Source organism: Streptomyces crystallinus, assembly GCF_039521265.1.
Classification (GTDB): domain Bacteria; phylum Actinomycetota; class Actinomycetes; order Streptomycetales; family Streptomycetaceae; genus Streptomyces; species Streptomyces crystallinus.
The window spans coordinates 81,934-105,765 of record NZ_BAAACA010000043.1; the positions used below are offsets into that span (position 1 = coordinate 81,934).

General features: G+C 69.9%; 25 protein-coding genes. 7 read left to right on the forward strand and 18 right to left on the reverse strand.

Going from position 1 to position 23,832, the window contains the following annotated elements:
• Window positions 1–22 precede the first annotated feature (22 nt).
• The 5 genes from ABD236_RS29360 to ABD236_RS29380 form a co-directional block, all read right to left on the reverse strand.
• A complete protein-coding gene (locus tag ABD236_RS29360; protein WP_344078800.1) occupies window positions 23–670 on the reverse strand; it encodes a TetR/AcrR family transcriptional regulator in 648 nt (215 codons plus the stop codon).
• A 57-nt stretch (window positions 671–727) separates the two neighbouring features.
• Window positions 728–1,024 (reverse strand): DUF4229 domain-containing protein, encoded by a 297-nt coding sequence (locus tag ABD236_RS29365; protein WP_344078802.1) that lies wholly within the window; start codon window positions 1,022–1,024, stop codon window positions 728–730.
• Between the two features lie 61 nt (window positions 1,025–1,085).
• Window positions 1,086–1,610 (reverse strand): GNAT family N-acetyltransferase, encoded by a 525-nt coding sequence (locus tag ABD236_RS29370; protein WP_344078804.1) that lies wholly within the window; start codon window positions 1,608–1,610, stop codon window positions 1,086–1,088.
• A gap of 5 nt (window positions 1,611–1,615) precedes the next feature.
• Complete coding sequence (mqnE, locus tag ABD236_RS29375; RefSeq protein WP_344078806.1) at window positions 1,616–2,794, reverse strand: aminofutalosine synthase MqnE; 1,179 nt, start codon at window positions 2,792–2,794, stop codon at window positions 1,616–1,618.
• Window positions 2,795–2,848: 54 nt separating this feature from the next.
• Window positions 2,849–3,298, reverse strand: a complete 450-nt coding sequence (locus tag ABD236_RS29380; RefSeq protein WP_067160265.1) for an Lrp/AsnC family transcriptional regulator — start codon at window positions 3,296–3,298, stop codon at window positions 2,849–2,851.
• Window positions 3,299–3,442: 144 nt separating this feature from the next.
• Here ABD236_RS29380 and ABD236_RS29385 point away from each other — a divergent pair, with 144 nt between their 5' ends.
• Entirely contained in the window at window positions 3,443–3,568 is a 126-nt protein-coding gene (locus ABD236_RS29385; protein ID WP_344078951.1) for a hypothetical protein, read from the forward strand.
• Here the strand turns inward: ABD236_RS29385 and ABD236_RS29390 are convergent.
• From ABD236_RS29390 to ABD236_RS29400, 3 genes are read right to left on the reverse strand one after another with little or no spacing between them, the layout of a single operon-like run.
• Window positions 3,565–4,272 carry a UbiX family flavin prenyltransferase gene (locus ABD236_RS29390; protein WP_344078810.1) on the reverse strand — a complete coding sequence of 236 codons (708 nt, stop codon included), beginning with the start codon at window positions 4,270–4,272 and terminating at the stop codon, window positions 3,565–3,567. The two genes, ABD236_RS29385 and ABD236_RS29390, sit on opposite strands and share 4 nt — an antisense overlap.
• 47 nt (window positions 4,273–4,319) lie before the next feature.
• Window positions 4,320–5,222 (reverse strand): menaquinone biosynthesis prenyltransferase MqnP, encoded by a 903-nt coding sequence (gene mqnP, locus ABD236_RS29395; protein WP_344078812.1) that lies wholly within the window; start codon window positions 5,220–5,222, stop codon window positions 4,320–4,322.
• Window positions 5,222–6,673, reverse strand: a complete 1,452-nt coding sequence (locus ABD236_RS29400) for a menaquinone biosynthesis decarboxylase (protein WP_344078815.1) — start codon at window positions 6,671–6,673, stop codon at window positions 5,222–5,224. The genes mqnP and ABD236_RS29400 overlap by 1 nt, the downstream gene beginning before the upstream one ends.
• An 89-nt stretch (window positions 6,674–6,762) precedes the next feature.
• Between ABD236_RS29400 and ABD236_RS29405 the strand changes: the two genes are divergently transcribed.
• The gene (locus ABD236_RS29405) at window positions 6,763–7,044 is read left to right on the forward strand and encodes a PLD nuclease N-terminal domain-containing protein (protein WP_344078817.1); all 282 of its coding nucleotides are present in this window, start codon (window positions 6,763–6,765) and stop codon (window positions 7,042–7,044) included.
• 159 nt (window positions 7,045–7,203) lie between these two features.
• On the opposite strand, the gene ABD236_RS29410 is transcribed toward ABD236_RS29405, so the two are convergent.
• From ABD236_RS29410 to hemL, 8 genes are all read right to left on the reverse strand, one after another.
• Complete coding sequence (locus ABD236_RS29410) at window positions 7,204–7,704, reverse strand: SRPBCC domain-containing protein (RefSeq protein ID WP_344078819.1); 501 nt, start codon at window positions 7,702–7,704, stop codon at window positions 7,204–7,206.
• A gap of 56 nt (window positions 7,705–7,760) precedes the next feature.
• Window positions 7,761–8,852, reverse strand: coding sequence for a c-type cytochrome biogenesis protein CcsB (gene ccsB, locus ABD236_RS29415; RefSeq protein ID WP_344078821.1), 1,092 nt, complete (start codon window positions 8,850–8,852; stop codon window positions 7,761–7,763).
• On the reverse strand, window positions 8,849–10,603 hold the full coding sequence (resB, locus tag ABD236_RS29420) for a cytochrome c biogenesis protein ResB (RefSeq protein WP_344078823.1): 1,755 nt from the start codon (window positions 10,601–10,603) through the stop codon (window positions 8,849–8,851). Before resB ends, ccsB begins: the two co-directional genes overlap by 4 nt.
• Window positions 10,604–10,605: 2 nt before the next feature.
• Window positions 10,606–11,379: a cytochrome c biogenesis CcdA family protein gene (locus tag ABD236_RS29425; RefSeq protein ID WP_344078946.1), complete on the reverse strand. Its 774-nt coding sequence runs from the start codon at window positions 11,377–11,379 to the stop codon at window positions 10,606–10,608.
• A 31-nt stretch (window positions 11,380–11,410) separates the two neighbouring features.
• Complete coding sequence (locus tag ABD236_RS29430; RefSeq protein WP_344078824.1) at window positions 11,411–12,019, reverse strand: TlpA family protein disulfide reductase; 609 nt, start codon at window positions 12,017–12,019, stop codon at window positions 11,411–11,413.
• A 101-nt stretch (window positions 12,020–12,120) separates the two neighbouring features.
• Window positions 12,121–13,362 (reverse strand): polysaccharide deacetylase family protein, encoded by a 1,242-nt coding sequence (locus ABD236_RS29435; protein WP_344078826.1) that lies wholly within the window; start codon window positions 13,360–13,362, stop codon window positions 12,121–12,123.
• Between the two features lie 313 nt (window positions 13,363–13,675).
• Complete coding sequence (locus ABD236_RS29440) at window positions 13,676–14,368, reverse strand: histidine phosphatase family protein (RefSeq protein WP_344078828.1); 693 nt, start codon at window positions 14,366–14,368, stop codon at window positions 13,676–13,678.
• Window positions 14,365–15,678: a glutamate-1-semialdehyde 2,1-aminomutase gene (gene hemL / locus ABD236_RS29445; RefSeq protein WP_344078830.1), complete on the reverse strand. Its 1,314-nt coding sequence runs from the start codon at window positions 15,676–15,678 to the stop codon at window positions 14,365–14,367. The genes ABD236_RS29440 and hemL overlap by 4 nt, the downstream gene beginning before the upstream one ends.
• Window positions 15,679–15,828: 150 nt before the next feature.
• Here hemL and ABD236_RS29450 point away from each other — a divergent pair, with 150 nt between their 5' ends.
• The 5 genes from ABD236_RS29450 (at window position 15,829) to ABD236_RS29470 (ending at window position 20,650) form a co-directional block, all read left to right on the forward strand.
• On the forward strand, window positions 15,829–16,410 hold the full coding sequence (locus ABD236_RS29450) for a hypothetical protein (protein WP_079125728.1): 582 nt from the start codon (window positions 15,829–15,831) through the stop codon (window positions 16,408–16,410).
• 466 nt (window positions 16,411–16,876) lie between these two features.
• Window positions 16,877–17,686 carry a hypothetical protein gene (locus ABD236_RS29455; protein WP_344078832.1) on the forward strand — a complete coding sequence of 270 codons (810 nt, stop codon included), beginning with the start codon at window positions 16,877–16,879 and terminating at the stop codon, window positions 17,684–17,686.
• Window positions 17,673–18,842, forward strand: a complete 1,170-nt coding sequence (locus ABD236_RS29460) for a helix-turn-helix domain-containing protein (RefSeq protein ID WP_344078834.1) — start codon at window positions 17,673–17,675, stop codon at window positions 18,840–18,842. The genes ABD236_RS29455 and ABD236_RS29460 overlap by 14 nt, the downstream gene beginning before the upstream one ends.
• Window positions 18,843–18,887: 45 nt before the next feature.
• Window positions 18,888–20,150 (forward strand): helix-turn-helix domain-containing protein, encoded by a 1,263-nt coding sequence (locus tag ABD236_RS29465; RefSeq protein ID WP_344078836.1) that lies wholly within the window; start codon window positions 18,888–18,890, stop codon window positions 20,148–20,150.
• Window positions 20,147–20,650, forward strand: a complete 504-nt coding sequence (locus ABD236_RS29470) for an NUDIX domain-containing protein (RefSeq protein WP_344078838.1) — start codon at window positions 20,147–20,149, stop codon at window positions 20,648–20,650. The genes ABD236_RS29465 and ABD236_RS29470 overlap by 4 nt, the downstream gene beginning before the upstream one ends.
• Before the next feature lie 81 nt (window positions 20,651–20,731).
• On the opposite strand, the gene ABD236_RS29475 is transcribed toward ABD236_RS29470, so the two are convergent.
• Both ABD236_RS29475 and ABD236_RS29480 read right to left on the reverse strand, forming a co-directional pair.
• The gene (locus tag ABD236_RS29475) at window positions 20,732–20,968 is read right to left on the reverse strand and encodes a hypothetical protein (protein WP_344078840.1); all 237 of its coding nucleotides are present in this window, start codon (window positions 20,966–20,968) and stop codon (window positions 20,732–20,734) included.
• Complete coding sequence (locus ABD236_RS29480) at window positions 20,965–23,622, reverse strand: DNRLRE domain-containing protein (protein WP_344078842.1); 2,658 nt, start codon at window positions 23,620–23,622, stop codon at window positions 20,965–20,967. Before ABD236_RS29480 ends, ABD236_RS29475 begins: the two co-directional genes overlap by 4 nt.
• Window positions 23,623–23,832 lie beyond the last annotated feature (210 nt).

Sequence of the window (23,832 nt, forward strand, 5' to 3'; positions counted from 1 at the left end):
TGTCCGCCCGTGGACCACGGGCTCACCGACCCGCGGCCCACCGCTCCCCCCGCATCAGGTTCCCCAGCCCCGCCCACGCGAAGTTCATCAGCGTCGCCGCCGCCTCCTTCGCCGAGACGCCTTCCGTCTCGTTGGCCCAGCCCGCCAGCGACTCCGCCGCGCCCACCAGGGCCTGGGCCAGGCCCGCCACGTCGCGGGCGGGGAGGTCGGGGGTGCCGTGGGCCTCCCGGGCCGCCGCGCCTATCAGGGCCGTCACGAACGCCACGATCTCCTCGCGCATCGCGGCGACCTCGGCCGCGAACGGCTCGCCGTGGGTGCGGGCCTGGTGGTGCAGGACCGCCCAGCCGTCGGGGTGTTCGGCGGTGTGGGTGAAGAAGGCCCGCAGCCCGGCCCACAGCTGGGCGTCGGCGGGCAGGGACGGCTCGACCCCGGCCCGTACCGCGTCCACCAGCGCGCGGGCCTCCCGCCGGATCACGGCGGTGAAGAGGTCTTCCTTGGAATGGAGATAGAGGTAGACGAGCGGCTTGGAGACACCGGCCAGCTCGGCTATGCCGTCCATGGAGGCGGCCCGGTAACCGAGCCGCGCGAAGGTCCGCACGGCCGCGTCCAGCATCTGCCGCTCGCGCACGGCCCGCGGCATCCGCCGGGTCTTCCCGGCCCCCGCACCCATCAGTCCGCATCCTCCCGGGCAGCCGATCCGCTCCGGGCAAGGGTACGTGCGGCGGGGCTACCCCGCCGCGCCGTCCTCCTGGCTGCGGTTGGCCTCCAGGCGGGCCTTGGCCGACTCGACCTTGGTGACGATCTGCGCGGACATCTCGTCGCGCTGCTTGCGCAGCAGTACGAAGCTGAGCGGCGCGGACAGCACCAGGGCGAGCAGCACGACCCAGATCGCGTTGGCGTCGCCGAGGCCGGCGGGCACGATCTTGAAGTGGACGAGCAGGGCCACGAAGACCAGGCAGCCGACGAAGACGGCGACGCGCATCGCGGTGTACCGGACGGTTGCGCTCGGCTTGGCGACGTTCACGGCTGACCTTCTCTCTCGTACGGCGATCCTGCCCGACTAGTGAAGCACGCCCCTTATTCGATCAATTCAGCGGGAGCAGCATCGTGATGTCGTCGCGGTCGTCCCCGTCCGCGACCCGGATCGCGCCCGGCACCCGTCCGGCCTCCTTGTATCCGCAGGAGGCGTAGAACCGCTCCAGGCCCATGCCGCCCCGGCAGGTCAGCCGGACCGCCTCGATCCCCTCCAGGGACCGGGCGGCGTCGGCCAGCGCCGCCATGAGGTCGCGGCCGTACCCCTTGCCCTGGTGGGCGGGGTGCACCATGACCGTGTACGCCCAGATCCAGTGCCGCATCAGCCGGTGCGTGTTGAGGTGGAGGAACGCGCTCGCGGCGACGGCGCCCTCCTCGTCGAGCCCGACGAGGAGGCGGACGCGGCCCTCGGCCATGCCGACCAGGTGCCGCACCAGCTCGGCCCGTACGTCCTCGACGTCCACCGGCGGTACGAACCCGACCGCGCCCCCGGCCTCGGACACCTCCGTCCACAGGCCGAGGAGCTGGTCGCGCAGCTCACGGGTGAGGGGCGGGTCGAGCCGGAACGTCAGGGCCACGGGACTCAGAACCGCATGGCCTGCGGGGACTCGCGCAGCGCCGGGTCCGGGCCCTCGTACTCGCGGATGATCTCGTACCGGGTGTTGCGCTCCACCGGCCGGAACCCGGCCTCGCGGATCAGGTCGAGCAGGTCGTCACGGGTCAGCTTGTTGGGCGTGCCGTAGTTGTCCGCGTCATGCGTGATCTTGTACTCGACGACCGAGCCGTCCATGTCGTCGGCGCCGAACTGGAGCGCGAGCTGGGTGGTCGACAGGCCGTGCATCACCCAGAAGCACTTCACGTGCGGCACGTTGTCGAACAGCAGCCGCGAGACCGCGAAGGTCTTCAGCGCCTCGGCGCCGGTCGCCATCGTGGTGCGCGCCTGGAGCTTGTTGCGGACCTTGCCGTCCTGCATGTCCACGAAGTCGTGCTGGTAGCGCAGCGGGATGAAGACCTGGAAGCCGCCGGTCTCGTCCTGGAGCTCACGCAGCCGCAGCACGTGGTCGACCCGGTGCCGGGGCTCCTCGATGTGCCCGTACAGCATCGTCGCCGGGGTCTTGAGACCCTTCTCGTGGGCGAGCCGGTGGATACGCGACCAGTCCTCCCAGTGCGTCTGGTGGTCCACGATGTGCTGGCGGACCTCCCAGTCGAAGATCTCCGCGCCGCCGCCGGTCAGCGATTCGAGACCGGCGTCGATCAGCTCGTCGAGGATCTCGGAGGCGGTCAGCCCCGAGATGGTCTCGAAGTGGTGGATCTCGGTGGCCGTGAACGCCTTCAGACCGACGTTCGGCAGCGCCTCCTTGAGGGCCTTGAGCGAGCGCGGGTAGTAGCGCCAGGGCAGCGTCGGGTGCAGCCCGTTGACGATGTGCAGCTCGGTGAGGTTCTCGTTCTCCATCGCCTTGGCGAGGCGGACGGCCTCCTCGATGCGCATCGTGTACGCGTCCTTCTCGCCCGGCTTGCGCTGGAACGAGCAGTACGCGCAGGACGCGGTGCACACGTTCGTCATGTTGAGGTGCCGGTTGACGTTGAAGTGGACGACGTCACCGTTCTTGCGGGTGCGCACCTCGTGCGCCAGGCCGCCGAGCCAGGCCAGGTCGTCCGACTCGTAGAGCGCGACGCCGTCCTCGCGGGACAGCCGCTCACCGGCCCTGACCTTGGCCTCCAGCTCTCGCTTGAAGCCCACATCCGTGATCGACGCGGTCATGCGGCGGCCTCCCAAATATCTCCGTACACAGCGCCCACCACGGTACGCCCCCGACTACTCGGGCAGTTCGCCGACCCGGTTCTCCCACTTGGTGGAGAGCACGATGGTCGTCCGGGTGCGCGAGACGCCCTTGGTGGAACCGAGGCGCCGGATGGTCTTCTCCAGCCCGTCCACGTCCGAGGCGCGGATCTTGAGCATGTACGAGTCGTCGCCCGCGATGAACCAGCAGTCCTCGATCTCCTCCAGGTCGCGCAGCCGGCGGGCGACGTCCTCGTGGTCGGCGGCGTCGGAGAGCGAGATGCCGATGAGGGCGGTCACCCCGAGGCCGAGGGAGGCGGCGTTGACGGTGGCGCGGTAGCCGGTGATGACGCCGGCCGCCTCAAGACGGTTGATGCGGTCGGTGACGCTGGGCCCGGAGAGACCGACGAGCCGGCCGAGCTCGGCGTACGAGGCCCTGCCGTTCTCCCGCAGGGCCTGGATGAGCTGCCTGTCCACGGCGTCCATATGCCTGAAGCCTTCCATTGTTCAGCAATACCGCGAGTTTAGGTGTAGAATCTAAGGTACACAGGGTCGAGGCCCTGCGAATCATCCAGCTGTTTGCATCATTTTCCAGCAGATCAAAGACGATCTTTCAGGAGTGTCGACACCGTGTACACGATCGAGATGGCCTACGCCCGTATGCGCGAGCTTCAGGACCTGGCCAACCGCTCGCGTGCCCACCAGCCCACCGCGACGAGGCGCCGCGCCCTGAAGCGCGCCGCCAAGAAGCGCTAACCGGGACGAGAGCCTCCGCCGAGCTCTCCCTCCCAACGGCGGTACAGGCCGTGCGGCACACCCGCCGCGTCCAGCACCCGCCCGGCGACGAAGTCCACCAGATCCTGGATGTGCGTCGCCCCCGCGTAGAACGCCGGAGAGGCGGGCAGCACCACCGCGCCCGCCTCGTCCAGCGTCACCAGGTGCCGGAGCGTCTGCCCGTTCAGCGGCGTCTCCCGCACCGCGACCACCAGCCGGCGCCGCTCCTTGAGCGTCACGCTCGCGGCCCGCTGCAACAGGTCCTTGGAGAGCCCCAGCGCCACCCCGGCCACACAGGCCGTACTGGCGGGCACGATCAGCATCCCCTTGACCGGATACGAGCCGGACGACGGCCCGGCGCCGAGGTCCCCGGCGCTCCAGTGCCGTACGCGCTCCAGCGCCGCCCCGTCCACGTCGAAGGACCCGGGCTTGCCGTCCGCCCCCCGCGCCAGCCACTTCGCGAGATCGTCGCGCCAGTGCGCGTCACGGAAGGCGATCCCCGTCTCGTCGAGCAGGGTGAGCCGCGAGGCCCGCGAGACCACCAGGTCGACGCTCTCCCCGGCCGCCAGCAACCCGCGCAGCACAGCCGCCGCGTACGGCGTCCCGGACGCGCCGGAGACCCCGACGACCCAGGGCGTGCGCCCCGGCCGCGCCTCTCGCTGACTGTGTACGTTCACCTGCTCCACGTGTCCGAGCCTATCCGGCCACCCGGGGGCGCAAGGGGCGGGAACCTTCACACCGAGAGCCCGCGCACCAGCAGGTCGAGGAGCGCGCAGACGAAGAGCGAGATCCCGATGAACCCGTTCGTGGTGAAGAACGCCCGGTTGAGGCGGGACAGGTCGTGCGGCTTGACGATCGTGTGCTCGTAGACGAACGCCCCCGCCACGATCACCAGCCCGACCCAGAAGAACGCCCCGGCGCCGGTGGCCAGCGCGTACCAGACCAGGAGCGCGGTGGTGACGGCGTGACAGGCGCGGGCGCCGCGGATCGCGTTGGGCACGCCGAACCGGGCCGGCACCGACAGGACGCCGGTCTCGCGGTCGGACTCGGCGTCCTGGCAGGCGTAGATCAGATCGAAGCCGCCGATCCAGACGCCGACCGCCAGACCCAGGACCACCGCGTGCCAGGACCACTCACCGGTGATCGCCAGCCAGCCGCCCACCGGCCCCATCGCCTGGGCGAGCCCCAGGATGGCCTGCGGGAAGTTGGTGAACCTCTTGCCGTACGGATAGACCACCATCGGGATCACCGCGATGGGGGCGAGGGCCAGACAGAGCGGGTTGAGCAGCCCGGCGGCGCCCAGGAAGACCACCAGCGCGATCAGCGCGCCGGTCCAGGCCGAGCGCACGGAGACGGCGCCGGTGACCAGTTCGCGGTGGGCCGTGCGCGGATTGCGGGCGTCGAGCTCGCGGTCGATGATCCGGTTGCAGGCCATCGCGAAGGTGCGCAGGCCCACCATGGCGACGGTCACCAGGAGCAGCTTGCCCCAGTGGATCTCCTCGTCCAGCCGGAACATCGCGGTGAGGGCGGCGATATAGGCGAAGGGCAGCGCGAAGACCGAGTGCTCGATCATGACCAGGCGCAGGAACGCCCTGGTCCGGCCGGGCTGCGGAACGGCTGCGGCAGAGGCACTCACTAGAGCCCGTACTCCTTCCAACGGCGGTCGACCTTCGCCGCCGTGTCCGGGTCCGACTCGACCATGTGCGGCCAGCCGCCGTCCCGGGTGTAGCCCTCCTCGGGCCACTTCGCCGTCGCGTCGATCCCCGCCTTGCCGCCCCAGAACTGCTGGTACGAGGCGTGGTCGAGGTGGTCGACCGGCCCCTCGACGACGGTGAGGTCACGGGCGTAGTCGGTGTTGCCGAGCGCCCGCCAGGACACGTCGTGCAGATCGTGGACGTCGCAGTCGGCGTCCACGACGACGATCAGCTTGGTGAGCGACATCATGTGTGCCCCCCAGATCGCGTGCATCACCTTCTGCGCGTGCTTGGGGTACTTCTTCTCGATCGAGACGATCGCGCAGTTGTGGAAGCCGCCGGACTCCGGCAGGTGGTAGTCGACGATGTCCGGCACGATCACCTTGAGCAGCGGCAGGAAGAACCGCTCGGTGGCGCGGCCCAGCGGCCCGTCCTCGGTGGGCGGGCGGCCCACCACGATGGACTGGAGCAGCGGGCGCCGGCGCATGGTCACACAGTCGATGGTGAGCGCCGGGAACGGCTCCTGCGGCGTGTAGAAGCCGGTGTGGTCGCCGAACGGCCCCTCGGGGAGCATCTCGCCGGGCTCCAGCCAGCCCTCGATGACGACCTCGGCGTTGGCCGGGACCTGGAGCGGCACGGTCTTGCAGTCGACCATCTCGACGCGCTTGCCCTGGATGAACCCGGCGAGCATGTACTCGTCCATGTCGCCGGGCAGCGGCGCGGTGGAGGCGTAGGTGACGGCGGGCGGGCAGCCGAAGGCGATGGCGACGGGCAGGCGCTCGCCGCGCCTGGCGGCCACCGCGTAGTGGTTGCGGCTGTCCTTGTGGATCTGCCAGTGCATCCCGATGGTGCGCTTGTCGTGGCGCTGGAGGCGGTAGAGCCCCAGGTTGCGCACGCCGGTCTCGGGGTGCTTGGTGTGGGTGAGGCCCAGGTTGAAGAAGGAGCCGCCGTCCTCGGGCCAGGTGAACAGCGCGGGCAGCTGGTCGAGGTCGACGTCGTCGCCGGTGAGGACGACCTCCTGGACCGGGGCGTCCTTCACTTTCTTCGGCGGTACGTGGACCATCGAGCCGAGCTTGCCGAAGGCCTCGCGCACCCCGACGAAGCCGTGCGGCAGCTCGGGCTTGAGCAGACCGCCGATCTTCTCGCTGATCTCCTCGTACGACGTGAGGCCGAGCGCCTTCAGCAGGCGGCGGTCCGTGCCGTAGACGTTCATGGCGAGCGGCATGGCCGCGCCCTTGACGTTCTCGAAGAGGAGGGCCGGCCCGCCGGCCTTGTTGACGCGGTCGACGATCTCCCCGACCTCCAGGTACGGGTCGACTTCGGCCTTGATGCGGATGAGGTCGCCGTCGCGCTCCAGCGCCCTCAGGAGCGAGCGAAGATCGTCGTAAGCCATGGGGTCAAGTATCGGGCACCGGTTACCCTGGGCCCGTCACCGGGGCCACCCCACGCCCCGCCGCCGTTCCCTGGGGGGACCACCCGAACATGCTCAGGTATCTGCCGTTCCTGCTGGTCCTGGCGCTGTGGATCTACGCGTTCATCGACTGTCTGAACACGCCCGAGGAGGAGGTCCGCGGCCTCCCCAAGGTGGTGTGGGTCATCGTCATCCTGCTCTTCGGCGAGGTCCTGCTGGGCCCGGTCGCCTGGTTCTTCGCGGGCCGCCCGCGCCGGGTGCCCACGGGCGGCCGGGGCGGCTGGACGGCGCCGGACGACAACCCGGAGTTCCTGGCGGGCCTGAACCGCCCGAAGGACGACCCCAAGGAGTAGCCCGGCCTTCACCTGCGGACCGTGCTGGGTTGCTCGCGCAGTTCCCCGCGCCCCTAAAAGCCTCTGCCTGAGCTGGGTTCTCCGGCGACGGCGGACTACCTAAGGGGCGCGGGGAACTGCGCGACCAGCCCCCCACTCACCCGCGGACAAAGACCGGGCCTACAACCCCGCGTACTCGTCGCGCAGCGACTGCCACCGCCCCGACGACCACGTCGACCAGTCCTTCGGGCGGCCCGACAGCGCCTCCACGAGGTACGTGAAGTGGTCGTGCCAGCCCGCCAGGCAGTCCAGGCGGAGCGCGTCGTCGCCGGGGAACTCGTTGGTGAAGCGCAGCACCGTGGCAGAGGGCCCGGCGGGCTCCAGATGGAAGCGGATCCGCCCGTGCAGATCCACCGTGTACTCCGCCACCCGCAAGACGTCCCACGCCGTGACGTGCCCGGAGTGCACCCCCTCGGGCCCCGCGTTCAGCCAGCGCAGCGTCACCGCGCCGCCGAGCCGCGGTTCCAGCACATCGGCCGCGCAGAGCCACCCGTACAGCCCGTCGGGGGTGGCCACGGCCGCCCAGACCCGCTCCTGCGGGTGGGAAAGACGGAGCTCGTAGTGGAGGAGCCAGGCGCCGTCGTGGGGCTCACTGGTGCCATGAGGGATCACATCCGTCATGGCACCAGTGTCACCCGAACGGGCGCGCGGCGCGCGGCGCGCGCGGCGGACCCGGGCTACACGCCCGCGTACGAGTGCTTGCCGTTCACGAAGATGTTGACGCCGTAGTAGTTGAAGAGCCAGCAGCCGAAGGCCAGCAGCGCCAGCGTCGCGGCCTTGCGGCCCTTCCAGCCCGCCGTGGCGCGCGCGTGCAGATAGCAGGCGTACGCGACCCAGGTGATGAAGGACCAGACCTCCTTGGGGTCCCAGCCCCAGTAGCGGCCCCACGCGTCGCCGGCCCAGATCGCGCCCGCGATGATCGTGAACGTCCACAGCGGGAAGACCGCCGCGTTGACCCGGTAGGCGAACTTGTCCAGCGAGGCCGCCGCGGGCAGCCGCTCCAGGACCGAGGTGGCGAAGTTGCCGGGCTTGCCGCCCGCCGCGAGCTTCGCCTCGTAGCGGTCGCGGAAGAGGTAGAGCAGCGTGGCGACGGCGCCGACGTAGAAGACCGCGCCGCAGAAGATCGCGGTGGAGACGTGGATCCACAGCCAGTACGAGTGCAGGGCGGGAACCAACTGGTCGCTGGCGGTGTACAAGACAGTGACAGCGAGGCCGAGGTCGAGGAGGACCGAGGTGACCAGCGGAAGGCCCAGCCAGCGCACGTTCTTCTTCAGCGCGAGGAGCGTGACGTACACCCCCACGGCGACCGAGGAGAAGGTGAGGTTGAACTCGTACATGTTGCCCCACGGCGCCCGCTGCACGGACAGCGCGCGGGTGACCACCCCGGAGGCCTCGACGAGGAACGCGAGGACGGTGAAGGACACGGCGATACGGCCGTAGAGGTCGCCCTTCACATCGCCGCCCGCCGCGCCCGGCCCGTCCGGCACGTCACGGTTGCCGGAGGAGGAGCGGGTGACGACCTTGGGCCGTTCCAGGACGGCGGTGCCGCCGCCCTTCTTGGCGACCTGCACCTTCACCGTGCCCGCGCCGTCCTGCCCCGCGGCGTCGGCGGTGAGGGCGGCCGCCGTGCGGGCGACCTTGCTGCGGCTGCCGAGGATCCACTCCGCCATGTGCGCGAAGAAGGCCAGCAGATAGACCGCCATGGCCGAATAGATCAGGTAGTTGCTGGTGTGCGCCAGACTCTCGTTGGTCGTAGCGGCGAGATTCACTTCTCGGCCCCTTCAGCTTCGGCAGGTGCGGCGGAATCGGCGACCTGGTCCTTGGCGGGCTCAGGTGCGGGATCGGGCGCGGTCGGCGCCTGTGGAATGAGCGTGACCGCGAGATCGGCCAGCTCCTCGGGGAGCTTCGCGGACTCGCTCCGCCCAAGCCCCGCCATCTCGACGACGGTGACGCCGTCCTTACCGGTCACGGCGCGGACCCACACCCGGCGCCGCTGGATGAACAGCGACCCGGCCAGGCCCGCGATCGCCAGGACCGAGCCGGTCAGGGCGAGGTTGTTGCCCGGCTGCTGGGAGATCTGGAAGCTCGCCCACTGCTTGATGTCCTTGTCGAAGGTGATCGACCCGGCGCCCTCGGGGAGGTCCAGCGTCTCACCGGGCAGCAGGGTCTTCTTCAGGACCTTGCCCTGGTCGTCCTTGAACGGCTTCATCTTGTCGGTGTCGAGCTGGTACACGTTCTGCGGCAGCCCGGAGTTGACCCCGAGACTGCCGTGGTACGCGCCGACGTTGAGGACGGGGAAGTCCAGCGCGGGGAACTGGGAGAACATCGTCCCGTTGCCCTTGCCGCCGTAGGTCGGCACGAAGAACGCGGCGAAGCCCAGCTGGTCCCACTTGCCCTTGGCGTCGGTGTAGCCGTCGTACACCTTGATCGCGCCACTGGAGGAGATGTTGTTGTCGATCGGCAGCAGCGGCACCGCGCCATGGAAGACGACCTTGCCCCGGCCGTCCTTGACGGTGACGCTCGGCGCGTAGCCGTGGGCCAGCAGATAGACCTTGGAGCCGTCCACCACCAGCGGCTTGTTGACCTCGATGGCCTTCTTCTGGGGCTTGCCGTCGGCGCCCTCGGAGTAGGTGACGTGCGCCACGAACTCGCGGGCGGTGCCGCGGTTGGGCCCGCTGCGCTCGTACGTGGCGTCGAAGCGGTCCAGCGTGAAGCTGAACGGCGCGAGGTCGTCCGTCTTGAACAGCGAGCCCGACTTGAAGTCGTCGTACTGGGTGAGGGTGTTGGAGAACCCGTCGCCCTGGACGATCAGCTTGCCGCCCTCGGACTTGAAGAGCTGGCCGACGGCGAACGCCACCAGGATCAGGATCAGCGAGACATGGAAGATCAGGTTCCCGGCCTCGCGGAGATAGCCCTTCTCCGCGGCGACCGCGTCGCCCACCACATGCGTACGGAAGCGGCGCTTCTTCAGCATCGCGGCCGCGGCCTCGCGCACCTGCTCGGGCTCGGCCTCGGTGCGCCACGTGGTGTACGCGGGCAGCCGGGTCAGCATCCGGGGCGCGCCCGGCGGGCGGCCGCGCAGCTGGCCGACGAACTGCCAGGTGCGCGGGACGATGCAGCCGATCAGCGAGACGAACAGCAGGATGTAGATCGCGGAGAACCACACCGAGCTGTAGACGTGGAACATGCCGAGCTTCTCGTAGATCGGCGAGATCGTGTCGTGCCGCTTCTGGAAGTCGGCGACCTTCAGCTCGTCCACATTGGTCTGCGGGATCAGCGAGCCGGGGATCGAGCCGAGGGAGAGCAGCAGCAGCAGGACGAGGGCGACCCGCATCGAGGTCAGCTGGCGCCAGAACCAGCGCGCCCAGCCGAGCACACCGATGCCGACCGGGCCGCTCGACAGGTCCTCGGCCGGGGCCGTGGAGAGCTGCGACCCGGCCTCCCCCAGGTCCTGCTCGGCGGCTTTCGCCTCCGCCACCGTCCGCGGCGCCTCTTCGGGGGCCGCTTCGGTCTTGCTCATGTTCAGACACCCACCTGGAAGCCGTTGGACCACACCTGCACCTGCTGGATGAGCTCCGCCCAGGCCCCGGTGAGCAGCAGCAGACCGGTCGCGATCATCATCACGCCCCCGGTGCGCATCACCCACGCGTAGTGCCGCTTCACCCAGCCGAAGGCGCCGAGGGCCTTGCGGAAGGCGACCGCCGCCAGCACGAACGGCAGTCCGAGACCGAGGCAGTACGCGACGGTCAGTATGGCTCCGCGGCCGGCGCTCGCCTGGTCCATCGCCAGCACGTTCACCGAGGTGAGCGTCGGCCCCAGGCACGGCGTCCAGCCGACGCCGAAGAGGGCGCCCAGTATCGGCGCTCCCGCGAGCCCGGTCACCGGCCGCTTGTGGAAGCGGAACTCGCGCTGGGTGAGCCAGGGCATCAGCCCCATGAAGAAGACGCCCATCAGGATCATCAGCACGCCCAGGATCTTGGAGAGCGTGTCGTTGTGGTCCTGGAGCGTCTGGCCGAAGAAGCCGAACAGGGCCCCGCCGGAGACGAAGACGGCGGTGAACCCGAGGACGAACAGGCTCGCCCCGGCGACCATCCGGCCGCGCTTGGCCTCCGCCAGGTCGGTACCGGTGACCCCGGTCACGTAACTGAGGTAGCCGGGCACCAGCGGCAGGACGCAGGGCGAGAAGAACGAGATCAGCCCGCCGAGCACGGCCAGCGGCAGCGCGACGAGCAGGGCCCCGCTGAGGACCGTGTCGTTCACACCGGGCGCCGACTGGGCGGCGAGCGCCGAGTGCACGGCGGTTACGGTCAGGGACGCGTCCACGAAATCACTTCTCCGCGATCAGCGGGTCGATCATCTGGTGGAGCTTCTTGTCGTCGAGCGCCATCAGCGCCCGCGCCGCGATCTTCCCGTCCCTGTCCAGCACGATCGTGGACGGAATGGCCTGCGGATTCAGGCTTCCCTTGGGGAAGCGGAGAATGAGTTTGCCGATCGGGTCGTACAGGCTCGGGTAGTCCGCCTCGAATTGCTTCTCGAACGCGACGGCCGGGCCCTTGTCGGTGTCGCGGGTGTTTATCCCGACGAACTCGACGCCCTTCGCCCGGGTCTCCTTGGCGACCTTGCTGAGATAGGGCGCCTCGGCCCGGCAGGGCGCGCACCACGAGCCCCAGACGTTCAGCACGACGACCTTGCCCTTGAGGTCGGCGACGTCGAGCTGCTTGCCGTCGACGGTCTCGCCGGAGAGCTTGGGCGCGGCGTGCCGGCCGCTCTTGGCGACGGTGGCGATACCGCCGGTGCCGGTGACGAACTTGGTGTCGCCCGAGCCGCCGGACGTACCGCCGGAGCCGCACGAGGTGAGGGTCAGCGCACCGGCGGCCGCGACTGCCGTGACCAGCAGGAAGGCGCGGCGGCGTGGAAGGGCAGGACTCACGGACATGTGAAAAGTTTCGCATGACCGTTTGGGGGATCTTGGGCACCCCCCTGAGTGCCCGTAAAGACCCTTGTCAAGGCTGCCTAAAGGGCCGCGCCGCCGAGCACTCACGCCTGCCGGAGGAACGTGTTCCAGCCACCCGCGGGCTTCTGCCCGACCCCGAGCGTACGCAGCTTGGCGAGCACCTTCGGGTCCTGGACGTCGAGCCAGTCGCAGTACTGCCGGAAGGAGACCAGCCGTACGTCCTTCTTGCCGGCCATCCCCTTGAGCGCCTCCTCGACGGCGTCCATATAGATGCCGCCGTTCCACTGCTCGAAGTGGTTGCCTATGTAGAAGGGCGCGCGATTCGTCTCGTAGGCGCGGTGGAATCCCTTGAGATACGCCTCGGTGGCCTGCTTGCGCCAGCCCGGGTAGTTGGCCGGCGGCGCCTTCGTCGAATTCTTCGACTGGTTGGCGAGGATGTTGTAGTCCATCGAGAGGACCTCGAAGGAGTGCCCGGGGAACGGGATCGCCTGGAGCGGCAGGTCCCACAGGCCCTTCCGCTTGACCGGCCAGACCTGGGTGCCGCCGGGCGAGGAGGCGTCGTAGCGCCAGCCGAGCTTCTGGGCGGTCGGCAGCAGGTTGTCCTGGCCGCGCAGACAGGGGGTGCGGCCGCCGACCAGCTCGCGCTTGTAGTCGAAGGGCAGCGGGTCCTCGTCGGTCCAGCCGGTGTTCGTCTTCCAGTTGGTGACGAACGACATGGCCTGGTCGATCTCGCTCTGCCACTGGGCCGGGGTCCACTTGGCGACGTCGCCGCGGCCGGAGCAGAAGTGGCCGTTGAAGTGGGTGCCTATCTCGTGGCCCTCGTTCCAGGCCCGGCGCACATTGGTCAGGGTCGCCTTGATGTGGTCGTCGCTGAGGTAGCCGATGTCGGAGGCGCCGACCTGGCTGTTCGGCGGGTGGTAGAGCCGCTTCTTCGACTCGGGCAGCAGATACAGCCCGGACAGGAAGAAGGTCATCGACGCGCCGTGGTCCTTGGCGAGGTCGAGGAAGCGCGGGAAGAGGCCGTTGCCGACCTCGCCGGCGCCGTCCCAGGAGAAGACGACGAACTGCGGCGGGGTCTGACCGGGTTCGAGGGGGACGGGCTTGGCGGGCTGGTGCGGCTGCTTGCCGGTGTCGGCGGTGGAGCCGTCCCCGATGAGCTTGGCGTCCGCCTTCTTGCCGGAGCCCTGGGCGCCCTTGCCGTCGCCGTTCCCGGAGCCGGCCTTGCCGCTCCCCGAGTCGTCACCGCCACCGCAACCGGCCACACCGACCGCGGCCGCGGCCCCCAGTCCCAGCCCGAGCATTCCCCTTCGACTGATCCCACGCATACCGTTCGTCCCCATCGCATCGTCGTCCCCGGCGTCCACACCGGCCTCAGCCTGTGGACATCAGATGAGATGTCTATGTGCCCGCGATGGTTCCACACAGTCGCACAAAACTTCGCAAATCGTACGGTTCGTCAGTCGAGTTGTACGCAGGGCGACGAGGGGGGCGGGGACGGTGAGGGGGGCCGTCCATCGCAGGTGCCCGCGCCCCCAGTTACCTAAGGGGCGCGGGGCTGTGACATTTGCGGCTCCGCCGCGTGGGCGCGAGAAGCGGCCCCCGGCCCGCAGACAAAGAACCGCCCCCCGGGGCGAAGCCCTACGCCCCGAAGGCCTTCGACTTCCCCTGAACCGGCTTCGCACCGGCCAGCAGATGCGCGGGAACCAGATCCCGCGCGGGCTCGCTGTAGCCCACCGACACGATCTTGTCGCCCCGGTAGGTGAACGAGGTCAGCGAGGCGAGCGTGCACTGCCGCTTGCGCGGGTCGTGCCACAGCCGCCGCCGCTCCACGAACGAGCGCACGGTCCAGATCGGCAGCTGGTGGCTGACCAGCACCGCCTCGTGCCCGCGGGCCGCGTCGCGCGCCGCGTCCAGGGCGCCCATCATCCGGACGACCTGCTCGACGTACGGCTCGCCCCAGGAGGGGCGGAAGGGGTTGGTGAGGTGCTTCCAGTTGGCGGGCTTGCGCAGGGCGCCGTCGCCGACGCCGAACGTCTTGCCCTCGAAGACGTTGCCCGCCTCGATCAGCCGGGCGTCGGTGCCGAGGTCGAGCCCGTGCGCCTTGGCGATCGGCGTGGCCGTCTCCTGGGCGCGCTCCAGCGGGGACGCCACCACGTGTGTGATGTCACGGCCCGCCAGGTGCTCGGCGACCCGGTCGGCCATCTGCCGGCCGAGCTCGGAGAGGTGGTAGCCGGAGCGGCGCCCGTAGAGCACGCCGTCGGGGTTGTGGACCTCGCCGTGGCGCATCAGATGAACGACGGTGAGCTCGCTGTCGTACGTGTTCTCGCTCATGCGGTGGCCTCCGCGGCGGCGCGGGCGGCGGCGGGCAGCGCGGCCGCGACGCGCTCGATGGCGCGCTCGTCGTGGGCGGTCGAGACGAACCAGGACTCGAAGGCGGACGGCGGCAGGTAGACGCCGTTCGCGAGCATCGCGTGGAAGAAGGCGGTGAAGCGGAAGGACTCCTGCTTCTTCGCGCCCTCGTAGTCGCGCACCTCGTCGGGGGTGAAGAAGACGGAGAACATGTTGCTCGCCGTCTGGAGCCGGTGGGCGACGCCCTCCTTGGCGAGCGCGGCGGTGACGAGTGCCTGGATCTCCTTCGACACCGCGTCGACCTTCTCGTACGCGGCGTCGTCGAGCAGCCGCAGCTGGGCGAGGCCCGCGGCGGTGGCGACCGGGTTCCCGGAGAGGGTGCCCGCCTGGTAGACGGGGCCGGCCGGGGCGAGGTGGGCCATCACGTCGGCACGGCCGCCGAAGGCCGCGGCCGGGAAGCCGCCGCCCATGACCTTGCCGAAGGTCATCAGGTCGGGCTTGACGCCGTCGACGCCGTACCAGCCCGCCTTGCTGGTGCGGAAGCCGGTCATGACCTCGTCGGAGATGTACAGGGCGCCGTTCTTGGCGCAGGCGGCCTTGAGCCCCGCGTTGAAGCCGTCGGCGGGCGGCACGACGCCCATGTTGCCGGGCGAGGCCTCGGTGATCACACAGGCGATCTCGCCGGGGTGGGCGTGGAACGCGGCGTGCACGGCGTCCAGGTCGTTGTACGGGAGCACGATCGTGTCGCCGGCCTGGGCGCCGGTGACGCCCGGGGTGTCCGGCAGCGCGAAGGTGGCCAGACCGGAACCGGCGGCGGCGAGCAGCGCGTCCACATGACCGTGGTAGCAACCGGCGAACTTGATCACCTTGGCGCGGCCGGTGAAGCCACGGGCCAGCCGGATCGCGGACATGGTCGCCTCGGTGCCGGAGGACACCAGCCGGACCTGCTCGACCGGCTCGATCCGGGCGACGATCTCCTCGGCGAGCGCGACCTCGCCCTCACCGGGCGTACCGAAGGAGGTGCCGCGCGCGACGGCCTCCTGGACGGCGGCGACCACGTCCGGGTGCGCGTGCCCGAGGATCATCGGACCCCAGGAACACACCAGGTCGACGTAGTCGCGCCCGTCGGCGTCGGTCAGATAGGGCCCCGTACCCGACACCATGAACCGGGGCGTACCGCCCACGGCGCGGAAGGCACGGACGGGGGAGTTCACGCCGCCGGGCGTCACGAGGGACGCGCGGTCGAATAGCGTCTGCGAAACTGGGGCGTCGTATTCGTACGGATAGCTCACACAGCCATGGTGGCAGAGGCCCGGACGTTCTTGCGGACAGGTGTTTCACCGCACCCCGGTGGGGGAGGTCACTGACACGATGATCGGGTTGCGCGGCGGGGGTCGCGCCGTCTACAAAGCAGTCGGGCTACAAGCAATCGGGTGAAAGATATGCATCGCGGTGGCGGACTGGGCGAGGGGACCGATGACCGGGGTCCCGAGCGCGCCCGTCGGCGGGGACGGCACCGGCGCGACGCGGAGGAACGCATCGAACGGATCGACCGCGTCACGGGTCCGGGAAACGGGAGTGGCCGAGTGGGGGTGACCTACAAGTACTTCGGCGCGCCCGACGGCGCCACCGCGGCCCGGGTGCCGATCTCGATGCGCCCCGAGGAGCTCGGCGGCGACGAGCTCGGCATGGGCGGCATGTTCACCAAGATCAAGCCGGAGACGGTGGCCGCGATGGTCCTCACCGGCATCCAGGGCATACCGCTCCACAAGGTCCCCCCGCTGGAGCTGGTGGTCCTCCACCCCGACTACGCGGTGGTCAAGCTCCCCATGACGGTGGTGGACCCGCTACGGGGCGTGGGCGAGGAGACCGTGGGCGCGGCGGCCTTCATCTGGTCCACGGTCCCGGACCGCGGCGGGCCGCGCGACGCGTTCAATGTCTACCAGCTGCTGCATGAGTGGCAGGACTTCTCTGTGCGGTTGCATGAGGCGGGGCATCAGCCTTATTGCCTTGTGTGGCCCTGATCTGGGGTTTCCTGCGGATTTTGGGCGGGTTCCGGCTGTGAACTCGCCACGTGCCGGGAGGGACCGTCAGACAGCCGGGGTCTTTGAAGGCGTGTGAAAGCGCGAGTGGGCAGAGCTGGCGGGCGTCGCCCCCTTCGGCGCAGGCACTGGAAGAACACGGCCCTGCTGGTCGTTCAGCGTGAGCAACGGCGATGCAGAGGACCTTGAGCGTGGTGACTAGGCAGGCGACGAGCCACCAGCCGACAGCCTCGCAGATCTCGGTGGGTAAGCAGCCTGGACTGCCCGCGAGCAACGGTGACGATCAGCGCCGGACCCAGCCCGCCGCTACGGGGCACCCCAGGAAGCGAGAGCTAACGAGGGAGTGACGGGTTCCAGACAAGCAGTTGTGAAAGAATTCAGACATCAAGTAAAGTGCTGCGCGCAGTGAAGTGCTCCAATGCGAAGTCCGACCCAAGGAGTCGTCCGCATGAGTGTGTCCATTTCACCCTGGGCGACCGACGTGTTCGGCAAGCAGGCCCTGGTAGTCCAGACATCCCTGGGGCAGGCGCTCAGGAACATGCAAGCCAACGCCCAAGCAGCACAGGAACAGACGGACTCCCGCACCAACCACACCTATGGCTCGGCGCGTTGGCAGGGGCAGTTCGAGCGGGTGCACGAGGAGCTGAAAGACCTGCCGGGAGCCCTGCCGGTCAAGCCCTTCGGGTTCCCGTTCGAGCTCATGCTCGTCGGACGTGGCCTGATCTACCCGTTCCTCTACGCCAAGACGACGTCAGACGTCCGCACCGCTCGGATCCCGAGCGAGTCCCGGTTGGTGAAGGAGATCTTCACGTTCGCACCCGAGCCGCCCCACGTCCAGGCCGTCTTCGACCTCGAGGGGTTCGGCGAAAGCATGGAGGCGGTAGAGCCGCGAGGCGGTCTGGCGACCGTCCCGCCTAACACGCGCCTGGTCCTGGTGCCTTTCGCATGCAACGCGTCCGAGCTTCTGGAGGCGCACTGGGGGGTCGCGGCCTTGGGCGAGGACCGCCACCTCATGTGGGAGACCGGGCCTGAGCCGCTCGCTCTGCCTCGGACGGTCACCTCCCACAGCCGACGCCTGACCAGTGTGCCCGTGCAGCCCGCATCGCCCGAACGAGAGCACACAAGCTTCGACGGTGGCGCTCAGCCTGCGCTTACGCTGACGTCGCGCGCGGACGTGGACCGGCAGCGGGATATTCCGGCGCTGACCGAAGCAGAACCAGTTGAGGACCAGACCAGCGAAGACGATGCGACCGACTAAGCAAGACCTCATCCCAGGCCTGGAGGAGCGGGGCACCACGCCGCGCGCCATTTCCGACGGCTTCGATCCCGCTCGGCTGACGCAAGCTCGACGGCTGGCCGAGATGACGAAGAAGGACGTCGCGGCAGGACTCGGGGTGACCCCGGCGGCTGTGGGTCAGTACGAAACCGGAGTCTCCCGCCCTCGCCCCGATCTGATTCCTCGCCTCGCGGAAACTCTTGGAGTGCCTGCCACCTTCTTCCTGCTCGGCCGACCGACGAACCGGCTCGACGCTTCCATGGCCCACTTCCGTAGCCTCCGGAGCACGCCGAAAGCCCAGCGGGAACGCGCCCTTGCTTTCGCCGAGCAGGTCTGGGAACTCACATACGCACTGGAGCAGCGTATCCAGCTCCCCCTCGTGGACCTGCCCGGCTTCGCTGGTGGCGAGGTGCACCCTGGAGCGGAGCTACCCACTGACCCCGTCGACGCGGCATACGAGTTGCGCCGGCGATGGGGGTTGGGGGACGGCCCCGTAACCCACCTGGTACGGCGTATGGAGTCCCACGGCATCGTCGTGGTGATGCCGTCGGCGTCCGACCCCTCCGCCGCGACCGTGGACGCGTTTTCCACCCGAGCGGCCCGGCCGCTCGTGATCCTTACGGCGAACCGAGCCGACGATGTGTACCGACACCGCTTCACCGCAGCCCATGAACTCGGCCATCTCGTACTCCACGGCGACGCCACCGGCGACAGTCGCCAGGAGAAGGAGGCAGATGCCTTTGCCGCAGAGTTTCTGACGCCCCGCACCAGCGTCCTGCCGCTCCTGCCCAAGCGGATGGATCTGCCCCGACTGGCCGAACTCCGGCGGACCTGGGGCGTCTCCATCCACTCGCTCGTCTACCGGTGCCGCGAGCTGGGTCTGGTCTCCGACGCCACCGCGAGCCGGACCTACCAGCGGCTCCGTGCCCTGGAGGGGCAGCCCGGCTTCACCGGCGAGTCCGTATCGAACTTCCCCGGAGAACAGCCATCCCTGCTACGACAGGCTTTCGAGCTGGCTGCCAAGGAGACCGATCTGTCTGTACCTGCGCTCGCACACGAGCTGGCCTGGACCACCAGCAGAGTTCGCGAACTGCTCGGAGTCCAAGAGCAGCGTCCCGTGCTACGCCTCGTGCAGTAGCAACATCAGATTGCCCACCGCCAAGGTAAGCGCAGTATTCGACCCATGGACCGCGCACAGCGAGATCCGAGCGACGTCGTGGCCGGCCTGCTCGGCGACGAGCGGTTCCTCGCCGCCTGTGCCCAGCGCGACATGGGCGCCCTGTTCCGGCTGCTCAACCGCCGAGGCATCAGCACCCGCCGCATCGCGAGCGCCGTCGACATCAGCCAAGGGCGGCTCTACGACTACATGAACGGCAAGAGCCGGGTCGAGAAGCTCATCATCTTCGAACAGATCGCGGACGCCTTCCACATCCCGGGCCGTCTCCTCGGCCTCGCCCCCCGCTCTTGGGAACCCACTGCCATGCCCGCCCCCGAGCATCCGACTCCGGTGTCTGTGGATGGCGACGATGTGGCGGCGATGGACGCCTTCCGTAATGCCGATCGCCAGACCGGCGGCACCCGCCTGTACGGCGCCGTCGTACGGCACCTGACCAGCAATATCGCCCCGCGCCTGGTCGACGCCGACAGCAATCCGCAGGTCTTCGCGGCTGCCGCCGCACTGACCGAGATGGCGGGCTGGATGGCCCACGACTCCGGCCGCGACGACCTCGCCGAACGCCACTTCACCCGCGCGCTGCCTCTGGCCCGCACCTCCGGTGACCACGCGCTGGCCGCCAACATCGCTGCCAGCAGCAGCCACCTCGCCCTCCAGACCGGCGACCCCGCAGCCGCCGCCCACTGGGCGGGCACGGGCCTCGACATCCTCGGTCAAGGGACCCGAATCCCCCCGCTCACCGCCCGTCTGCACACCATGAAGGCCAGGGCCCTGGCTGCCGCCTCCCAAGCCGCTCCAGCCGTTTGGGCACTCGACCAAGCCCACCAGATCCTGGCGACGGCCGCCGAGGCCGAACACCCCTGGCTCAGCCCGTTCGACGCCGCCGCTCTCGCCAGCGAATCAGCTCTCGTCCACCGGGACCTGCACGAGTACGACACGGCCCTGGAGCATGCCGAACAGGCCATCGCCCTGCGGGAGACCGGCCGCGCCCGCTCCCTCGCCTTCAGCCGGATTACTTTGGTGGGCATCCATGTACACCGGCACGAGCTGGATGCCGCCCTGCGTGTGGGCCATGACCTGCTCACTGCCGACCCGGCCCTGGGCTCGGTCCGGGTCATCCACCAACTCGACACGCTGAAAGACCTGTTGGTCACGCATCGCGGATACCCGCCCGTACGGGACTTCCTGGCGCGCTTCGCCGACGTACGACGGGCCAGAATGCTGTTGCTCGCCGACATCGTCCCGCCGCCAAGGGAAGGTACCGCACCATGAGGCCCACCCCCGCCGACCCCGAAGCCTGGAACGCCTACCTCGCCGAGGGCAACGCCACCCAGGCTCGCAAACGCGTCGCCGCCGACGTCGTCCTGCGTGACCCCGACGGCAACGTCCTCCTGGTCAAACCCACGTACAAACCCGGTTGGGACCTCCCCGGCGGCATGGCCGAGGACAACGAAGCCCCCGACGACGCGGCCCGCCGCGAGCTCAAGGAGGAACTCGGCCTCGACCTGCCCCTCCAAGGGCTGCTCGTCGTCGACTGGGTACCGCCCCACGGTCCCTGGGACGACCAGATCGCGTTCGTCTTCGATGCTGGCGCCATGGACCGTGATCTCGCCACAGCGCTCCGCCCCCATGATGGAGAACTCTCCGAGCTGGCCTTTGTCCCCCCGCGTCAAGCCAGTGCCTGGTTGCGCGACCGGCTCAGCCGTCGGTTCGAGGCCGCGATGGCTGCGCTTGTCGACGGCAGGCCCCGATATCTGCACGACGGCGGCTGACCGGTGTGGCCGGAGGGGCGCCACCGGCTCCCGGTAGCGCCCCCCCTTCACGCGGCCCCCGCCCCCCCGCCCCCGCGCCCCTCAACCCCCCTTCCTCCGGGTCGCCGCCCCGGTGATCCGCTCCCCCGCCCGCAGCCGTGTGCTCGCCGCCCCGATCGTGCCGCCGAGCAGCAGGGACAGCCACGTCGGTGCCCCCAGCGCGATGCAGAGCAGGGCCGCGCCGGTCAGGGTCGTCAGGAGGAGGGTCAGGTCGACCGCCGCCGCCCGGCGGTTTCCCGGCTCGCCCGACCAGCCCAGGAGCGATCGTCCCCGGCTCATGACAGCTGGCCCATCAGGCAACCCGCCACCGCCACCGAGACATAGCCCCATGGGCCGCCCGCGAACTTGACCATCCGCAGGCCCGCCCTCGCGCGCTGGATGTTGACCGAGACGTGGTGGGACTGGACCGGGACGTACGCGGCCAGGGCTCCCACGCCGCACTTCTTCGCCGCGCTCTTGACCTTCTTGCCGATCCGCTTCCAGTTCCAGCTGAACGGGTTCCACCAGGGGTCGGCCACGACCGGGAACGCCGTCGTCGCGTCGAAGGAGACCGCCTGGACCAGCGTGTCGCCCTCCACCCGGTACGACGTCGGGACCGGCCTGCCCGTCGCGTCCTTCGCCCACGGCGCGTTGATCGGGGCCACCGGCTCGTCCGGGTTCGCCGGGACGATCACCACCGAGCCGTCCGGCTCCTGGCGGAGCTTGGCGCCCGCCGGGAGCTCCACCGGGACGCGGTACTCGTGGGGCGCCCGGGCGTTCTTGATGATCTGGAGCGTACGGCTGCCGCCCTCCAGGGTGGGCTGGACGACCGTGTCGACCGGGGACGCCGGGTCGGCGTGCACCACGCTGCCGTTGACGTTCACACCGCGCCGCACCAGGGGGGCGCCCGAGCCGATGCCCACCGCCGCGATGTCGTCGGGCTTCACCTCGATCCTGCCGTTCGCGTCCCAGGGGACGGTGACCGTGCCCGTCGCCGTCTCCGCGACGGCGGCGAAGGCGGAGGTGCTCGTCGTCGCCGGAGCCACGTCCGCCGCCTCCAGCGCCGCGTTCGCCGCGCCGTAGGCGTCGATCGCCGCCCCCGGCTGCCACGCCGTGTCCACGGTGAACGTCACCGGGTCCGACCACCCGTTGGCGTAGTGCCGGCGGTCATAGGTCGTCGTACGGAAGGTGTACGCGCGGCCGGTGGCCAGCTTGCCCGCCGGGACCTTCGCCGACGCGGTCGAACCGGAGCGTACGAACGGGGAGTTGAAGAGGGCCACCACCTCGCCCGTCGCCTTGTCCGTCACCTCGAAGGTGCCCTGGACCTCGTCGTCCTCGTTCACGTCCTGCGTCGTGAACCGCAGCGTCGGGGTCAGGCTGTTGACCTTGTAGACGCCGCCCTCGCTGAAGAAGGGCGTACCCGCCTGGAGGTGGGTGCCCGGCTTCGGGCGGTAGTTGAAGGTGACCGTGAGCTGCGGGATCTTGTCCTCGGTGGCCTCCGAGGAGTAGAAGCGCTTCCAGGCGTACGTGTCCGACTCGTCCGCCGCCTTGAGCGCCACCGAACCCGTCGCCGCCTTCGCGCTCGCCCAGGTCCTGGCGAGCTCGGTGACGTCCGCGCTCACCCGGCCCGCGTTGCCGCACGCGGCGCTGCGGGTCTCCGTCGAGGTCGCCACCTTCTGCTTGAGCGCGGGCTGCCTGGTCCAGCGGCTGCCCGTGTCGGCCGGGTCGGCCGCCCACACCTCCCAGCCGCGCTTCTCGCACGACCAGGAGTGGTAGTTGTACAGCGCCAGCTCGGCGTCGGTGACCAGGGCGTCGGCGAACTGGCCGGTCTCCCAGGTGAGGAAGGAGCGCGCGGTGCGTTTGGTGGTGCCCGCGTGGTCGCCGGGCCAGCCCAGCTTGAGGTCGGTGGAGGCTGACTGGTCGGTGGTGTCGCCGCCCTGCACGAACGTGTCGAAGAGGACGGAGAGCGTGTCGGTGGCCGGGTCGATCGTCACCGGGTACTTCGTCGCCGGGTCGGCGAGGAACCCGGCGTCCGGGGTGAGCCGCAGCTCGACCGTGTCGCCGTCCTGCGCGACCGTCATCGGAACCCGCTGCGTACGGACGCGTTCGCCGGAGCGCTCGTCGACCCGCGCGTCCCACATCACCGGCGCGGGCATCGTGGCGACCTGCTCGCCGCTCGCGCGGTCGGTGAACGCCACGGATCCGTCCGCCTGCTGAGCGGCCGTCAGGCCCGGGATGCGCAACGGCAGCGTCATCGGTGCGGCGCCGTCGGCGGGCCGCTCCTTGAGGTTCAGATACTGCTCGAAGCCGGTACGGGTGGCGTCGACGACCAGGTCGGCGCCGGGCACGGCGTCGGGGTAGGTGGCCCGGGGGCCGTCCAGGACTGGCGCGGGCAGCCCGCCCTTCCACTGGACGCCGATCTTCCGGTTGCCGGCGCCCAGGGTGATCAGATCGCGCGCGGCCGAGGCCGGGGCCTGGGCCGCGGCCTTCGCCGACCGGGCCCTGGCCCCGCCGGGACCGGCCAGCCGCAGCTCACCGGGGTGCGCCTCGGCCTCCACCGCGCCGTCCGAGCGCCGGTTCAGCGTGGCGTCCACGTCGACCCACTTGCCGTCCCGCAGCAGCCGCACGGGCCCGCCGCTCAGCGTGGTGGTGAGCGTGCCCTGAGGGTTCGCCCAGGTCGTGGACGTCTCGCTCCTGCGGTCCAGGACCTCCACCCGGTGGCCGTACACCCGCGCGGCGAGCAGCGCCGACTCGGCCGTGACGGCTTCCTTCACCGGGGGTCCGACGGGGTTCTTCGCCCGCACGGCATCGAGCAGTTCGGCCGGTGTGGCGGCGCCCTCCACCCCGCCCTCGTCGGCGACGGCCGGGGCGGCCGCCCCGAGCAGGGCGAGTGCGGTGAGCGCGGAGATCCCACCCGCGGCGACGGATCTGGAACGCCTGCGGCGTAGCGACATGCACGGTCCTCGTGATCACGATCCGCCCCCTGAGCGCCCGTCGGCCGCCGAAGGCGCACGGACGGGAGACAGCAGGACAAGATCCAGTTTCAACTACCGAGCAAGATCCAAGCGCAAGTAAAGCAATGGTAAATAGGGACTAAAGTCCCCTCCCACAGGGCCGGTCGTCCCCGGTCGCGTCCCCCTGGAGGTTCCTCCATCGGGCGCCGC

Bases quoted from the DNA above. Each gene is read 5' to 3' on its own strand.
- ABD236_RS29470 (WP_344078838.1), top strand. From the start codon at position 20,147: ATGAGGCCCACCCCCGCCGACCCCGAAGCCTGGAACGCCTACCTCGCC.
- ABD236_RS29360 (WP_344078800.1), bottom strand. From the start codon at position 670: ATGGGTGCGGGGGCCGGGAAGACCCGGCGGATGCCGCGGGCCGTGCGC.
- ABD236_RS29455 (WP_344078832.1), top strand. From the start codon at position 16,877: ATGAGTGTGTCCATTTCACCCTGGGCGACCGACGTGTTCGGCAAGCAG.
- ABD236_RS29460 (WP_344078834.1), top strand. From the start codon at position 17,673: ATGCGACCGACTAAGCAAGACCTCATCCCAGGCCTGGAGGAGCGGGGC.
- ABD236_RS29405 (WP_344078817.1), top strand. From the start codon at position 6,763: ATGCTCAGGTATCTGCCGTTCCTGCTGGTCCTGGCGCTGTGGATCTAC.
- ABD236_RS29380 (WP_067160265.1), bottom strand. From the start codon at position 3,298: ATGGACGCCGTGGACAGGCAGCTCATCCAGGCCCTGCGGGAGAACGGC.
- ABD236_RS29430 (WP_344078824.1), bottom strand. From the start codon at position 12,019: ATGTCCGTGAGTCCTGCCCTTCCACGCCGCCGCGCCTTCCTGCTGGTC.
- ABD236_RS29400 (WP_344078815.1), bottom strand. From the start codon at position 6,673: ATGGCTTACGACGATCTTCGCTCGCTCCTGAGGGCGCTGGAGCGCGAC.
- mqnE (WP_344078806.1), bottom strand. From the start codon at position 2,794: ATGACCGCGTCGATCACGGATGTGGGCTTCAAGCGAGAGCTGGAGGCC.
- ABD236_RS29440 (WP_344078828.1), bottom strand. From the start codon at position 14,368: ATGAGCGAGAACACGTACGACAGCGAGCTCACCGTCGTTCATCTGATG.
- resB (WP_344078823.1), bottom strand. From the start codon at position 10,603: ATGAGCAAGACCGAAGCGGCCCCCGAAGAGGCGCCGCGGACGGTGGCG.
- ABD236_RS29410 (WP_344078819.1), bottom strand. From the start codon at position 7,704: ATGACGGATGTGATCCCTCATGGCACCAGTGAGCCCCACGACGGCGCC.
- ABD236_RS29475 (WP_344078840.1), bottom strand. From the start codon at position 20,968: ATGAGCCGGGGACGATCGCTCCTGGGCTGGTCGGGCGAGCCGGGAAAC.
- ABD236_RS29465 (WP_344078836.1), top strand. From the start codon at position 18,888: ATGGACCGCGCACAGCGAGATCCGAGCGACGTCGTGGCCGGCCTGCTC.
- ABD236_RS29450 (WP_079125728.1), top strand. From the start codon at position 15,829: ATGCATCGCGGTGGCGGACTGGGCGAGGGGACCGATGACCGGGGTCCC.
- ABD236_RS29480 (WP_344078842.1), bottom strand. From the start codon at position 23,622: ATGTCGCTACGCCGCAGGCGTTCCAGATCCGTCGCCGCGGGTGGGATC.
- ABD236_RS29435 (WP_344078826.1), bottom strand. From the start codon at position 13,362: ATGCGTGGGATCAGTCGAAGGGGAATGCTCGGGCTGGGACTGGGGGCC.